10 protein-coding genes are annotated in these 13,798 nt (G+C 74.0%); 3 read left to right on the forward strand and 7 right to left on the reverse strand.

Annotated elements, in window-relative coordinates; all coding sequences use genetic code 11:
- Positions 1-146 precede the first annotated feature (146 nt).
- The 3 genes from AB0O19_RS13485 to AB0O19_RS13495 all read left to right on the forward strand — a co-directional run bounded on the left by AB0O19_RS13485 (position 147) and on the right by AB0O19_RS13495 (position 2,894).
- Complete coding sequence (locus AB0O19_RS13485) at positions 147-1,097, forward strand: ParA family protein (RefSeq protein WP_350876943.1); 951 nt, start codon at positions 147-149, stop codon at positions 1,095-1,097.
- The gene (locus tag AB0O19_RS13490) at positions 1,094-2,152 is read left to right on the forward strand and encodes a ParB/RepB/Spo0J family partition protein (RefSeq protein WP_363579872.1); all 1,059 of its coding nucleotides are present in this window, start codon (positions 1,094-1,096) and stop codon (positions 2,150-2,152) included. The genes AB0O19_RS13485 and AB0O19_RS13490 overlap by 4 nt, the downstream gene beginning before the upstream one ends.
- A 124-nt stretch (positions 2,153-2,276) precedes the next feature.
- On the forward strand, positions 2,277-2,894 hold the full coding sequence (locus AB0O19_RS13495) for a GNAT family N-acetyltransferase (protein WP_350876727.1): 618 nt from the start codon (positions 2,277-2,279) through the stop codon (positions 2,892-2,894).
- A 64-nt stretch (positions 2,895-2,958) separates the two neighbouring features.
- Here AB0O19_RS13495 and trxA read toward each other — a convergent pair whose 3' ends face one another.
- The 7 genes from trxA to AB0O19_RS13530 form a co-directional block, all read right to left on the reverse strand.
- A complete protein-coding gene (gene trxA / locus AB0O19_RS13500) occupies positions 2,959-3,285 on the reverse strand; it encodes a thioredoxin (protein ID WP_363579871.1) in 327 nt (108 codons plus the stop codon).
- A 144-nt stretch (positions 3,286-3,429) separates the two neighbouring features.
- On the reverse strand, positions 3,430-4,398 hold the full coding sequence (gene trxB / locus AB0O19_RS13505; protein WP_363619401.1) for a thioredoxin-disulfide reductase: 969 nt from the start codon (positions 4,396-4,398) through the stop codon (positions 3,430-3,432).
- Between the two features lie 204 nt (positions 4,399-4,602).
- The gene (locus tag AB0O19_RS13510) at positions 4,603-5,565 is read right to left on the reverse strand and encodes a hypothetical protein (protein WP_363619402.1); all 963 of its coding nucleotides are present in this window, start codon (positions 5,563-5,565) and stop codon (positions 4,603-4,605) included.
- Complete coding sequence (sigM, locus tag AB0O19_RS13515) at positions 5,562-6,281, reverse strand: RNA polymerase sigma factor SigM (RefSeq protein ID WP_363619403.1); 720 nt, start codon at positions 6,279-6,281, stop codon at positions 5,562-5,564. Before sigM ends, AB0O19_RS13510 begins: the two co-directional genes overlap by 4 nt.
- 48 nt (positions 6,282-6,329) lie before the next feature.
- Positions 6,330-8,303, reverse strand: coding sequence for a serine/threonine protein kinase (locus AB0O19_RS13520; RefSeq protein ID WP_363619404.1), 1,974 nt, complete (start codon positions 8,301-8,303; stop codon positions 6,330-6,332).
- Positions 8,304-8,610: 307 nt separating this feature from the next.
- Positions 8,611-11,094, reverse strand: a complete 2,484-nt coding sequence (gene murJ / locus AB0O19_RS13525) for a murein biosynthesis integral membrane protein MurJ (RefSeq protein ID WP_363619405.1) — start codon at positions 11,092-11,094, stop codon at positions 8,611-8,613.
- A gap of 57 nt (positions 11,095-11,151) precedes the next feature.
- Positions 11,152-13,734 carry a DUF6049 family protein gene (locus AB0O19_RS13530; RefSeq protein WP_363619406.1) on the reverse strand — a complete coding sequence of 861 codons (2,583 nt, stop codon included), beginning with the start codon at positions 13,732-13,734 and terminating at the stop codon, positions 11,152-11,154.
- Positions 13,735-13,798: the final 64 nt, after the last annotated feature.

Genomic DNA, 13,798 nt, shown 5'->3' on the forward strand with positions numbered 1-13,798 from the left:
TTTCCGACATAGCGGGCATGGTGTTTCACGTGAAACGTCGCTCCTTGCTCTCGGGAATCCTCGGCCGCAGCCGGGCGGCGACTGTTGCCGCTCCGGTTTCACGTGAAACACTGACCCTCATGCAGGACTCGGAGACCATCGACCAGATCGATGACACGCCCATCGCGAGGGCTGCCCAGGCTGCGGTTCAGGCGATCGGCCGAGCGGGTGAGGGTCTTCCCCGCCCCGGCGCCACCCGGGTGATCGTGGTCGCCAACCAGAAGGGCGGGGTCGGCAAGACCACCACCACCGTCAACCTGGCCGCCTCGCTCGCCATGCACGGACTGCGCGTCCTGGTCGTCGACCTCGACCCGCAGGGCAACGCCTCCACCGCCCTCGGCATCGACCACCACGCCGAGGTGCCCTCCGTCTACGACGTCCTGGTCGAGGGCAAGCCGCTCGCCGACGTGGTGCAGCCGGTGGTGGACGTCGAGGGGCTGTTCTGCGTCCCCGCGACCATCGACCTGGCCGGCGCCGAGATCGAGCTGGTGTCGCTGGTGGCCCGGGAGAGCCGGCTCCAGCGCGCCATCGCCGCCTACGAGCAGCCGCTGGACTACGTCCTGATCGACTGTCCGCCCTCGCTGGGCCTGCTGACGGTCAACGCCCTGGTGGCCGGGCGGGAGGTGCTGATCCCGATCCAGTGCGAGTACTACGCGCTGGAGGGCCTGGGCCAGCTCCTGCGCAACGTCGAACTGGTGCGCGCGCACCTCAACCCCGCGCTGCACGTCTCGACCATCCTGCTCACCATGTACGACGCCCGGACCAGGCTGGCCGCCCAGGTCGCCGAGGAGGTCCGGACGCACTTCCCGCAGGAGGTGCTGAGCACCGCGATCCCGCGCTCGGTGCGCATCTCGGAGGCGCCCAGCTACGGCCAGACGGTCCTCACCTACGACCCGGGCTCGACCGGGGCGCTCTCCTACCTGGAGGCCGCCCGCGAGCTCGGGCTGCGCGCGGCGGGGACGGGCGGCGGCCCGCTCCTGGGGCAGCAGCGGCACGGCAGCGGTACGGGGCACGGAGCCCCGGTGGCACAGCACGGTACGACGGAGGGTCATCGGTGAGCGGTCGCAGGGGTTTGGGACGAGGGCTGGAGGCGCTGATCCGCCCCGCCGTGCCGGTGGACGGCGGGGCCGCGCCCGCACCGGCCCCGGTGGGGGCGACCGGTGCGACGTCCCCGACCTCGGTACCGACGCTGCCGACCGGCCGCGGCACGGTGGCGGCCCGGGCGGCCGCGGAGAAGCGGGCCGAGCAGGCGCAGCCGGCGCCGGCGGCCGGTGCCTTCTTCGCGGAGCTGCCGCTGGACGCGATCACGTCCAACCCGCGTCAGCCGCGTGAGGTCTTCGACGACGACAAGCTGGCCGAGCTGGTCGTCTCGATCAAGGAGGTCGGTCTGCTCCAGCCGATCGTGGTGCGCCAGGTCGCGCCCGATCGCTTCGAGCTGATCATGGGCGAGCGCCGCTGGCGCGCCTCCAAGGAGGCCGGGCTGAAGCAGATCCCGGCGATCGTCCGCGCCACCGAGGACGACAAGCTGCTGCTGGACGCCCTGCTGGAGAACCTGCACCGGGCCGAGCTGAACCCGTTGGAGGAGGCGGCCGCCTACGACCAGTTGCTGCGGGACTTCTCCTGCACCCACGACGAGCTGGCCGACCGGATCGGCCGCTCGCGTTCGCACGTCTCCAACACGCTGCGGCTGCTGAAGCTCTCGCCCACCGTGCAGAGCCGGGTCGCCGCCGGGGTGCTGACCGCCGGCCACGCCCGGGCGCTGCTCGGGGTGCCGGACGACGAGCGGCGGGAGCTGCTGGCCAAGCGGATCGTCGCGGAGGGCCTCTCGGTGCGGACCACCGAGGAGATCGTCGCGCTGATGGCCGAGGAGGAGGACCGGAAGCCGAAGCGCCAGGCGCCGAAGGCGGGCAAGCTGATCTCCCCGGCCTTCAACGATCTGGCGAGCCGGCTGTCGGACCGCTTCGACACCCGGGTCAAGGTCGAGGTGTCGCAGCGCGGCGGCAAGCTGGGCAAGGGCAAGGTGGTGCTGGAGTTCGGTTCGGTGGAGGACCTGAACCGGATCCTGGACAGCCTGGCCCCGGGCGAGGACGGTCTGCGGCTGTCGCAGGGCTGAGCCGGGCCGGGGACGACACCCGATGGGTGCATGTTCCGCGTGAGCACTGTTTCACGTGAAACATGCACCCGTCGGCGTCTGTGGGGGCATGCTCGACCGTGAAGTGGAGGAGGAGGTGCGGGGCATGGGACGCCGGATCGCTCCGCTGACCCTGGACAACCTCGCCGATCTGCCGACGACCTGCCGCTCCTGCGTGTTCTGGGAGCTGGACCCGGTCAGCGGGAAGGCGGCGGTGGAGTCCGGGAAGCCGGAGCTGGAGAAGGAGGGGTGGATCTCCGCGGTGCTGCTGGAGTGGGGGTCCTGCGGCCGGATCGTCTACGTGGACGACCAGCCGGCCGGCTTCGTGCTGTACGCGCCGCCCGCCTACGTCCCCCGGTCGCAGTCCTTCCCGACCAGTCCGGTCTCGCCGGACGCCGTCCAGCTGATGGTCAGCCGGGTGGTTCCGGGCTACCAGCGGCAGGGGCTCGGCCGGGTGCTGGTGCAGACCGTGGCCAAGGACCTGCTCGGGCGCGGGGTGCGGGCGATCGAGGCCTTCGGCTCGGCCGGTCCTGAGCCGGTCAGCTGCGTGCTGCCGGCCGACCACCTGCTCGCGGTCGGCTTCAAGACCGTCCGCTCGCATCACCGTTACCCGCGACTGCGGCTGGAGGCGCGCACCACGCTGTCCTGGCGGGGCGATGTGGAGGTGGCGCTGGAGCGGCTGCTCGGCGGGGCGCGCAAGGAGCCGGCGCTGCGGCCGTTCTGAGGCGGGTGGAAACGACGGCGGCGGGGCTCCCCGGTGTGGGGAGCCCCGCCGCCGTACGGTCGACCTAGATGAAGCCGTCCAGCTCGCGCAGCAGCGCGGCCTTCGGACGGGCACCGGTGATGGACTTCACCGGCTCGCCGCCCTTGTAGAGGATCAGGGTCGGGATCGAGATGACGCCGTACTGGGCGGCGGTCGCCTGGTTGGCGTCCACGTCCAGCTTGGCGATGGTCAGCTTGTCGCCGTGCTCGGACGCGATCTCGTCCAGGATCGGGGCGACCTGGCGGCACGGGCCGCACCAGGTGGCCCAGAAGTCGACGAGCACGGGCTTGTCGCTGTCCAGGACGTCGGCCTTGAACGTCGCGTCGGTGACGGTGGTGGTGGCGCCGGCCACGGGAACTCCTCGGGTTCGGACGGAGGGGGGCTGCTGCCAGGTGAACAACGGGCGGGCCCGTTCTGTTTCGCCCTGGCCGGGGCGGGGGTGTTTCACGTGAAACGGGTGTCACACCCCCGCGGGGGTCGGTCGGTGGCGAGGGGGTCAGACCGCCACGGCGGCGGTGGCCTTGGCCTCCAGGTCGTCCAGGGCGGCGAGGTAGCGCTCGGCGTCCAGCGCGGCGGAGCAGCCGGTGCCGGAGGCCGTGATGGCCTGGCGGTAGGTGTGGTCCACGACGTCGCCGGCGCCGAACACGCCCGGGATGTTGGTCCGGGTCGAGGGCGCCTCGACCTTGAGGTAGCCCTCCGCGTCGAGGTCCAGCTGGCCCTTGAACAGGTCGGTGCGCGGGTCGTGGCCGATCGCGATGAACAGGCCGGTGACGGCCAGCTCGCGGGTCTCGCCGGTGGTGGTGTCGCGCAGGGTGACGCCGCTCAGCTTCGGGTCGCCGTGGATGGCCTCGACCGCGCTGTCCCACTCGAAGCGGATCTTCTCGTCGGCGAAGGCGCGCTCCTGCATCGCCTTGGAGGCGCGCAGGCTGTCCCGGCGGTGGATGATCGTGACGCTCTTGGCGAAGCGGGAGAGGAAGGTCGCCTCCTCCAGGGCGGTGTCGCCGCCGCCGACCACCGCGATGTCCTGGTCGCGGAAGAAGAAGCCGTCGCAGGTGGCGCACCAGGAGACACCGCGACCGGAGAGCTTGTCCTCGTTCGGCAGGCCGAGCTTGCGGTGCTGGGAGCCGGTGGTGACGATCACGGCGCGCGCCCGGTGCACGTTGCCCTCGGAGTCGGTGACGGTCTTGATGTCACCGGTGAGGTCGACCGAGACGATGTCGTCCGGGATCAGCTCGGCACCGAAGCGCTCGGCCTGCGCCCGCATGTTGTCCATCAGCTCGGGGCCCATGATGCCGTCCCGGAAGCCCGGGAAGTTCTCGACCTCGGTGGTGTTCATCAGGGCGCCGCCGGCGGTGACGGCCCCCTCGAACACCAGCGGCTTGAGGGAGGCCCGCGCCGTGTAGAGCGCGGCCGTGTAGCCGGCCGGGCCGGAACCGATGATGATCACGTTACGGACGTCGCTCACTGCATCTCCTGGTTCGCATCGCGACCCGCGCTAGGTGCGGGGAGGGCGGTTCTGCTCCGCCGCCCGGGACAACGACTGACCAGTGTCTCGCATTCCCAGGCGGATCAGTACCAGGCGGTCGCACTGTGGGAGCGGCGCGGCGCCCCGCTCGTCGATCGCATGGGAACGGAGCCCCGATCCCCGGGACCTCCGATCCCCGGGACGTCAACGGGTGGGGACGGTGCGTTGCAGCACGACCGGGCCGCAGCCGGGGGAGCGCAGGTAGACGTCCGCGAACCCGGGCCGGCCGGGCGCCGGGTAGACCAGGACCTCGACCGGGGCGCCCGCGTAGCTGCCGTGGTCGGTGGCCAGCGGCACGCCCTCGGCGGGGGCCGGGCAGGACGGCGGGGACGACGGCGGGGAGGCCTGGGCGGTGAGCTCCTGGCGGCCGTCGGCGGGCATCGCGGCGGAGGGCTTGGCGGGCCCGGTCGGGCGTAGCCCGGGGGCGGTGCCCGACCGGGCCAGCAGCTGCTGGATCTGGGTGGCGAGCTGATCGTCCTGGTAGGTCGGGCCGGCTCCCGCGGCGTGGTCGGCGCGGGAGCTCTGTGCCGTGCCGGGGCTCGCGCCGGTGCCGAGGGAGGCGGAGGCCGGGGCGCCGGCGGACAGGGCCGGGTGCTGGTCGTCCTGGCCGGCCGGGTGCAGCAGCAGGGCTGCGCCGAGGGCGATCGCGGCCAGGGCGGCGGTCGCGCCGAGCAGCAGGCCGGCGCGCCGCCGCCGGGGGCGGGGGCGGCCCGGGCCGGTGGGAGCGGCGGGCCGGGAAGGGGGTGCGGCGGGCGCCGCGGCGGCCCGGGCGGCCGGGGCAGGGGCGGCGGCCCGGGAGGCTGCGAGGGGGGCCTTCTCGGCCTCCTCCGCCGCTGCGGAGGCGGCGGCCGCGGCGAGGGCGGCATCCAGCCGGGCGGCGACGTCGGCGGGCATCGGCGGGGCTTCGACGGCGCCGAGCAGTGCCTGGACCTCGCCGAGCGCGTCGGCGCTCTCGCGGCACTCGGCGCAGCCGTCCAGGTGCCGACGCAGCGTCCGGGCGGCGTCGGCGGACTCGATCAGCCCCTCGGCGAGGTCGGCGAGCTCGTCGACGGAGGGGTGGTCCTCGGCGGGACCGGCGGGGCCGGGGGAGGAGAGGTGGGCCGTCATCGCGTGCTCGCGTCTCCTTCCAGAACCGTCCGACCGGTGTTCGGGCCTGTCCCTGTGACGGTGCCGGTGCCCGTCGGGTTCCCCGGCGCGTTCCGCCGAGGTGGCGGGGCCGCGCCGGGGGCGTTCGGTGTTTCACGTGAAACATCCGTTCCGCCGCCGCTCTCGCGCAGGTGGCGGACCAGCGGGAGCAGCCGGGCCCGGCCCCGGGCGCAGCGGCTCTTCACCGTGCCCACCGGGACGCCCAGCAGCTCGGCGGCCTCGGCGACGGGGTAGCCCTGCATGTCGACCAGGACCAGCGCGGCCCGCTGCTCGGCGGGCAGCTCGGCGAGCGCGGCGGCCAGCTCGCGCTGCACCTCGGCCCGGACCACCGGGGAGTCGGCCGGTTCCGCGGCGCCGACCAGGGTGTCCAGGCGCCGCGGGTCCTCGTCGAGCGGGGTGGTGCGGCGGGTGGCGCTGCGCCGGGCGCGGTCCAGACAGGCGTTGACCACGATCCGGTGCAGCCAGGTGGTGACCGCCGAGCGGCCCTGGAAGCCGGGGGCGGCGCGGAAGGCGGAGACCAGGGCGTCCTGGAGGGCGTCGGCGGCCTCCTCGCGGTCGCCCAGGGTGCGCAGGGCGACCGCCCAGAGCCGGTCGCGGTGGCGGTTCACCAGGAGGCCGAAGGCGTCCGGGTCGCCGGCGACGTGCCGGGCGAGCAGCGCCGCGTCGTCCTCCGCCACCGTCACCCCTCGCCCCCCTCGCCGTCGTTCCGCAGGCCGGACCTCCGGTCAGCCGGAGACCTTGACCTCGGCGACCTGCCCGCGGAACTTGCCATCCGTATCCTTCGGCAGGCTGGTCAGCCAGATCAAGAGGAAGCGGGTGTTCGTCGGGGCGTTGAGGGCGAAGTCGACGCTGCTGCCGCTCTTCTTCCCCACGGTCGTGAAGGAGGTCAGCGGCGCCTTCTGCGGGTTGTCCGCCGCCTGGCCGTTCGGGATCCGCAGCTCGGCCGTGGTGGTGCCGACGAACTGGACGTTCACCGAGCTGACGGCGTGCGGCGAGCCGAGGTCGATCAGCAGACCGGTGCCCTCCTTGTAGCCGCCCGGGACGAACTGGTCGTCGTAGCCGAAGGTCGGCCAGCTCGTGCTGGGGTCGCCGTCGATGGCCTTGGGGAGGGCCCAGGCGGATTCCGCCGAGTCGCCCTTCGGGTTGTACGAGAGGGCGGCCCTGGGCGCGATCGGCGTCGGGTTGTGGGTGCTGGCCTGCGGGGTCGGTGCGTCGCTGGTGGCCGAGGCCCGCGGGGGGGTGCCCGGTCCGGTGTTGCGCAGGTTGTCCACGAACTGCCAGGAGGCGACGCCGATGGCGCCCAGGGCGACCGTCCAGGCCGTCGCCTTGACGACTCGGCGCAGCCGCCGCCGGGTGCGCCGGTTCGAGGTCGGCCGGGACGAGGCGGGCAGCGGGGCGACGGCCGGGTCGGCCACCCGGGTCGGGTTGGGCGCGGTCGGCAGCGCGTGGGTGTTGTGCCGGGGCGGGGCAGGGAAGGCGGGCAGCTCCGGTTCGGGCTGGCGGATCCGGGGCATCCGCGCGATCGCCCGGGTCAGCTCCTCCGGGGTGGTGATCGGCTCGGCGTGGTGCGGCGGGTGGTCGAACAGGGCCCGCGCGGCCAGCTCGGACAGGCCCTTGTGGACGCCCGCGCGGACCTGGTCCGGCGCGGCGTTCTGGAGGCCCTTGGGCAGGCCCTGGAGGTCGTAGCGGTCCTCCGGGTAGGGCCAGCGGTGGGTGAGCGCGGCGAACAGCAGGGCGCCGATCGCGCGGGTGTCGGTGCGCTCGGAGCCGTCGGTGCCGTCCTCGTCGGGCAGCCCGCGCAGGGCGGCGTCCACCGCGATGCCGTTGATCCGGTACTGGCCGCTGTCGGTGCGCAGCACGCAGCGCGGGGTGAGCCGCAGGTGGGCCTGGCCGCGCCGGTGGGCGGCGGCGACCGCGTCGGTCACCTGGCGGACCATCTGGTACGCCTCGTGCGGCTCCATCGGGCCGTCGGCGAGCAGCTTGGCGAGGTCGGAGGCGTGCGGCAGCCACTCCCGCACGACGTAGACCAGCTCGCCCTCCTGGACGGCGTCCAGGACCTGGACGAAGCGCGGGTCGCCGAGCAGGGCGGCGGACTTCGCGGCGGCGAGCACCTTGCGGGCGCGCTGGTGGCCGGAGGCCATCAGGTGGACGCCGACGGCCCGGCGCAGCTTCTCGTCGACCGCGCGCCAGCTGCTGAAGGTCTCGGTCTGGGAGATGCACTCCTCCAGCCGGTACCGGTGGCCGATCATGTCGCCGCTGTGCCGCAGCGGGGCGGGGAGGGTGCGGGGCAGGGTGGCGGTGTCGCGCGGGTCGACGGTGGGCTGCGGGTCGGTGGGGCGGCGCTTGGCGGCCGCGGGCTCCGGGGCGGCGGGCTTGCGCCGGGCGGTGCCCGCGGCCAGCTCGGCGGCGATCTCGTGGGCCGAGAGCGGAGCGGTGATCTCCGAGGTCTCCTCGCCGAGGGGGGTGTCCTGGCCGGCGTCGGAGGCGTCGGTGCCCGCGTCGGCGGCCACCGGGGTGTCCGGGGCGGCGCCCCGGTCCTCGGGCGCGTCCTCGGCCGGGTCCTTGGAGGAGGTGTCGGCGGCGCCCGCCGGGGCGGCCTTCCCCGCCGTGAGCTCGTCGATCGCCGCGGCCAGTGCGGCCTCGTCCGCCGCCGCGTCAGCTGCTGACGTGTCGACGACCGCCTTGGTGCCATCAGCCACCGTGGTCCTGCCTCCCCTTGTGTCGCCCCGGCTTGAGAGAGTCGCTGGAGCCCGCGGGTTGGCGGCCACGTGCTCCAGGACAATTGTGCCCACTCTTCTCCACCGAGTACGACCGCTGAGGGGCGCGCTCGGTTGCGTGCTGGTGGAGAGATGTGGTGCAGATCCGACACCGGGCCGCCATCTCGCGGCCCGGGCGGAGCCGGGCGCGGGCGGCGGCCCGGCACCCGGCCGGACGGGCGGAGGAGCCGGTGGCTCCCGTTGACACCCGGTCAGGGCGCCCGCTCGTCCGGTCGGTCGGTGTGGTGGATCAGCGGCCCAGCCGGCCGCGCACCATGCCGAGCATGGCGTTGAGCTCCTCGATCCGCAGGCGCTTCGCGATCAGCACGAACACGGCCAGCTGGAGGCCGCCGCCCGCGACGAGGGACAGCACGCTGCCCATCCAGCCGTCGAGCACCTGCTGGACCGCCAGGCTGACGCCGAGGCCGACCAGCGCGGACGGCACGCCGGCGGTGGCCAGCCGGCTGTAGGTCTTGCCGATCCGCTTGCTGTCCAGCCCGCCGATCTTCTTCTTCAGCTTCGGCAGTGCGACCGCCACCCCGACGGCGTAGGCCAGACCATAGCCGAAGGACATCCCGATCACGGCCCACTGGGCGGGCAGCGTGAACCAGCAGAGCACCGAGAACCCGGCCTGGCAGACGGCGACCCAGACGGTGTTGGAGAACGGCGTCCGGGTGTCCTCGTAGGCGTAGAAGCCGCGCAGCATCACGTACTGGGCCGAGTACGGGATCAGCCCGAGCGCGAAGGCCGACAGCATCAGACCGACGTTGGTCGCGTTGTCCAGGGCCCGGTCACCGCCGCCGATCCCGTAGATCGAGCGGGCGATCGCCGGGCCGAGCGACAGGAACAGGAAGGCGCCCGGGACGACCGCCACCGCGCTGGTGCGCAGCCCGTACGACAGGTCGTCGCGGACGGCTCCGGCGTCCTCGTCGGCCGCCGCCCGGGAGAGCCGGGGGAGCACCGCGCTCATGATCGAGACGGTGATCACGGCCTGCGGGAGCTGCCAGATCAGCAGGGCGTTGGAGAACGCCGCGAGGCCGACGCCCTCGTGGCCGCCCTTCTCGGCGGCGCTGCCGGCGGCGGTGGCCAGCTGGGTGATGACCAGGAAGCCGGCCTGGTTGGCGAGCACGAAGAGGAAGGTCCACTTGGCCAGCCGGGCGGCCTTGCCCAGGCCGTGGCCTCGCCAGTCGAAGCGCGGCCGGTAGCGGAAGCCGGCCGACCGCAGGTACGGGATCATCGCCAGCGACTGGACGACCAGGCCGAGCAGGGTGCCGAGGCCGAGCAGCCGGACGCCCTCGGGCGAGATGCCCTCGGGGGTCACGTGCGTGCCGCTGTAGCCGCCGTACACCCAGATGTAGGCGCCGAAGGTGAAGATCACCACGATGTTGTTGAGGACCGGGGTCCACATCATCGCGCCGAACCTGCCGCGGGCGTTGAGGATCTGCCCCATCACCACGTGGACGCCCATGAAGAAGATGGTCGGCAGGCAGTACCGGGCCAGCGCGACCGTGGTCTCGGCGCGCTCCGCGTTCTCCATCATCGGGTGCGAGATCAGCTGCACCAGCAGCGGTGCCCCGAGCACCGCGAGGAACACCACGCCGCCGAGCCCGACCATCACCAGGGTGAGCAGCCGGCTGGCGTACGCGGTGCCGCCGTCCTCGTCGTTCTTCATGCTGCGCACCAGCTGCGGCACGAAGACGGCGTTCAGCGCGCCGCCGCCGATCAGGATGTACAGCAGGGTCGGCAGGGTGTACGCGGCGTTGTACGAGTCGCCCATGACGGCGACGCCGATGGCCGCGGTGATCACCATGGTCCGGACGAAGCCGGTGCCGCGGGAGACCAGCGTGCCCGCCGCCATGATCGCGCTGGAGTTCAGCAGGCTCGCGACCTTGCCGCCGCCGGCCGCCGGGGCGGGCTCGGCCGCGGGCGCCAGCTGTGCGGCGCGCTCCTCGGCGACGAGGTCCGCCAGCGGCTCCACCGCCGGCGGCACCGCCACGGCGGCCACCTGCATGGTGGCCTCGTCCTCGGAGAGCGGCGGGTCGAACTCGATCGGGGGGACGAAGGGGCGGTGCCCGTCCGGGCCGGCGTACTGCTGCTGCCCCTGGTAGCCGCCCATCGGCGGGTACGGCGCGGGGGCGACCGGCGGCACGGCGGCGGCGGGGGGCGGGGGCGCGACCGGCGGTGCCGTCGGGTGCGCCGGGGCGGGCGGGGGCACCGGCGGCTGGGCCGCGGCCTGCGCCTGGTGGCCGCCGAACAGCGCGTCCACCCCGACGTACTCGGTGGTCTCGCTGTCCCAGGTCGAGTGCGCCGGGCCCGGCTCCCACTGCGGCCGGGGCTGCTCAGGGCCGCCCCACTGGCCGCCGCCGGCCGGAGCCGGGGCCTCCTGCCAGGCGGCCTGCACCGGGGTGTCCCAGCCGGGCTGCACGGGCGGCACCGGGGCCGCGAACGGCGTCGGCGCCGAGTACTGCGCCGGCGGCACCGGCGTCGGGTAGCCGCCGCCCTGCGGCGGCAGCTGCGGCGGCACGTCGTACGCGGTGGCCGGCGGCTGAGGCGCCGCGGGCCGGTCGGCCCGCAGACCGTACGGGTCCTGGCCGGCCTGCGGGTTCCCGTACGCGTCGGCCGCGTACGGGTCCTGGGCGTAGGTGTCGGCCACGTACCAGTCGCCGGACGGCGACTCGGCGCCCGGCCGGTTCTCACCGCGGCCCGGCGGCCGCTCCTCGCTGCGCCCGGTCATGTCACCTCTTCGCTGTCGTGGGGGAGGCCGGCCCGGCGTTGCGGGGGGTCGGCGGTATCAAGGACCAACCTTCTCATCACTGGCGGTCCGATCCCGGCCATCCGCGTTGCTGCCGCGCGGTGTCTGCGCGGGGCCGGCCTCGGCGGATCCGCCGTCGGAGCCGTCTTCGGGGCCGTCGCCGGGGCCGTTCCCGGCGGGTTCGCCGGCACCGCCCCCGGCCTCGCCGTCGGGCTTCTCCCCGCTCGCGTCCCCGCCCGCGTCCTGCGCCCCGTCCCGGGCCCCGTCCGCCGCCGGGGCCGGTGCGCCGCCCGCCGCCGGGCCGTCGACCGGCTGGTCGCCGTCGGCGTGCGGCTGCCCGGCCCGCCGCTTGCGCTGGCGCACGAAGCGCAGCGCGGCCAGCAGCAGCAGGGCGGCGGCGGCCGCGAAGACGTACAGCACGCCGTTGGTCACCGAGGTGACGTCCACCCTGAACTGCTGCGGTTCGCCGTACTTCTGCGGGTTGGGGCCGGTGGTCCAGAGCTGGGCGGTCATGTTGACCGGGCCGTTGTTGTGCGCCTCGGCGTTGAACCGGAGGGTGACGCTCTGGGAGGCGGGGATGACCAGTTCCTCCTCCTTGCCCACCCGCAGCCGGTTCGGCTGGGTCGAGGTGAGCACCAGCTTGAGGTTGGTGACGGTCTGGGTGAGGTCGTTGCGGACGCTGACCTGGAGCAGACCGGTGTTGCCGGCGAAGGTGACGACGTTCTTCTTCGGCACCCGGACGGCCCCGGTCAGTTCGTCCAGGTACTTGGCGACGTCCGCGCGGTAGGTGCTGCCGGCCGCCGCGTTGGTGCGCCACTCGGTGGACAGCGAGCGGACCATCGCGGCGCTGAACGGGCCGCGCACCCGCTGGGGCAGGGTGAGCACCCGCATCAGCGTGTCCAGGTTCTGCTGGATCTCGTCGGTGCTGCTCAGCTCGGCCGCGGACAGCTCCGAGGCGCGGACCTGGGCCGGGTAGTCGGCGGCCGCCGGGACGGTGGTGTTGGCCTTCGGGTCGGGCGAGGCCTGGGCCAGGGTGTCCAGCTTGACCGGGGCGAGCCACTTGTTGTCGGAGGCCGTCTGCAGGGCGTCCGCCAGCACCTTGGCGGTGCTCGCGGTCAGGTCGCGCGGCGGCATCACCAGCAGGCCTCGCTGGTTCTGCGGCTGCTCGTGGGTGATCGTGTAGGTCTCGGCGAGGAAGCGCTGGTTCGCCCTGGTCTGCGCCTGCGGGGAGGCGAGGTCGGTCTGGAACAGCGAGGAGACGGTCTCGTCGGCGACCACCGCGTTCTGCCCGTTGCCGATCGGGCGCACCGCGGTCGGGGTGTAGTTCATCGCGTCCGGCTCCGGCATGCTCGCGCCGTTGACCAGGACCAGGCCGTTGCCGGCCTGCTGGGCGACGCCGGCGATCTGCTGGTCCAGGTAGCCCTGGTACGGCCAGGCCACGTCCGAGCGGGTGTCGACGGACAGCCGGCCCTCGACGGTGAGCCGGCCGGCGGTGGCCGCCTTGCCCATGGCGGTGCCCATCCCGGTCAGGTCGGCGCCGTTGTGCGCGATCGAGGCGAGGTCCGGGTCGGCGTAGGGCAGCGACACCACCTGGCCGCCCGGCTTGGCGACGGCGGTCCGCAGCTTGTCCAGCCAGGCCGCGGCGGCGGCCTGGCCGGTGCCGGGGACGGTGTTGTCGTCCTTGGCCGGCTTGCCGACGACGTCCTGGCCCGGCTTCTGCACCCGGTACTGCTTGGTCATCGCGAACGCGGTGTCCAGCAGGTCAGGGTCGACCACCCAGGTCAGCCCGGTCATCTTGGCCCCGGTGTCCACCAGCTCGTACAGCCGGCCGCCCGGGGAGAACTCGGCGGTCAGGCTGTCGTCGCGCAGGACGGGGACGGGCTGGTCGTTGTCGGAGTAGGTCTGCGCGGCCAGCACCGGCGCGTGCACCAGCGGCCAGAGCGTGGTGACCTTGCTGGGCTGCGCCTCGGCGCCGCCCGGGTTGTACGGCAGGAAGGTCCGGGCGATGCCCAGCGGCCGGTCGCGCTGGTTGTCGGCGGTCGAGCCCCAGGCGTCCACCGCGAGCTCGTAGACGCCGCTGTCGGACAGTCCGAGGTCGCTCACCGAGACGCTCAGGGTGTAGGGCTGGTTCTGGCCCGGGCCCAGTTCCGGCAGGGCGTACTGCGGGCTGTCCAGCTCCACGCCGTCGGAGTTGCTCGGGCCGCTGCGGGTGGTCACCAGGGAGAGGTCGCTGCGCCGCTGCAGCGGTTTGCTGGACAGCGGCTTGCGGACGGCCGCGTGGGCGTTCTTGACCGCCGCCTTGCCGGTGTTGGTGACGTGCCCGGTGATCTTCACGATGCCGTTCGGGCTGGCCACCTGCGGTGCCACCGTCTCGATGGTCATCTCCACCGGGTACTCGGCCGAGACGCCGTTGTCGGCGGTCGGCCGGATGCCGCCCCCGGCGGGTAGCGCCGCGGCCGGGGCGACCGCCGAGAACAGGGCCAGGGCGGCCCCGCAGACGGCGGCGAGGCGGCGGGCCGCCCGCCCCGCGCGCCGCCCCGTACCGTGCCCTTCGACGGGGCGTTCGGTCCTTCCGGGCCGTCGGTCCGCCCCCAGGCCCGAGTGCCGTGCCGGCTCACTCACTCGTTCCGCCCTCGCCGTTCTCGATCGCTCGCTGCTGATGCTGTTCGCTTGACGTTCTTCGCTT

The sequence above is a fragment of the Kitasatospora sp. NPDC091276 genome, assembly GCF_040684355.1.
GTDB lineage: Bacteria > Actinomycetota > Actinomycetes > Streptomycetales > Streptomycetaceae > Kitasatospora.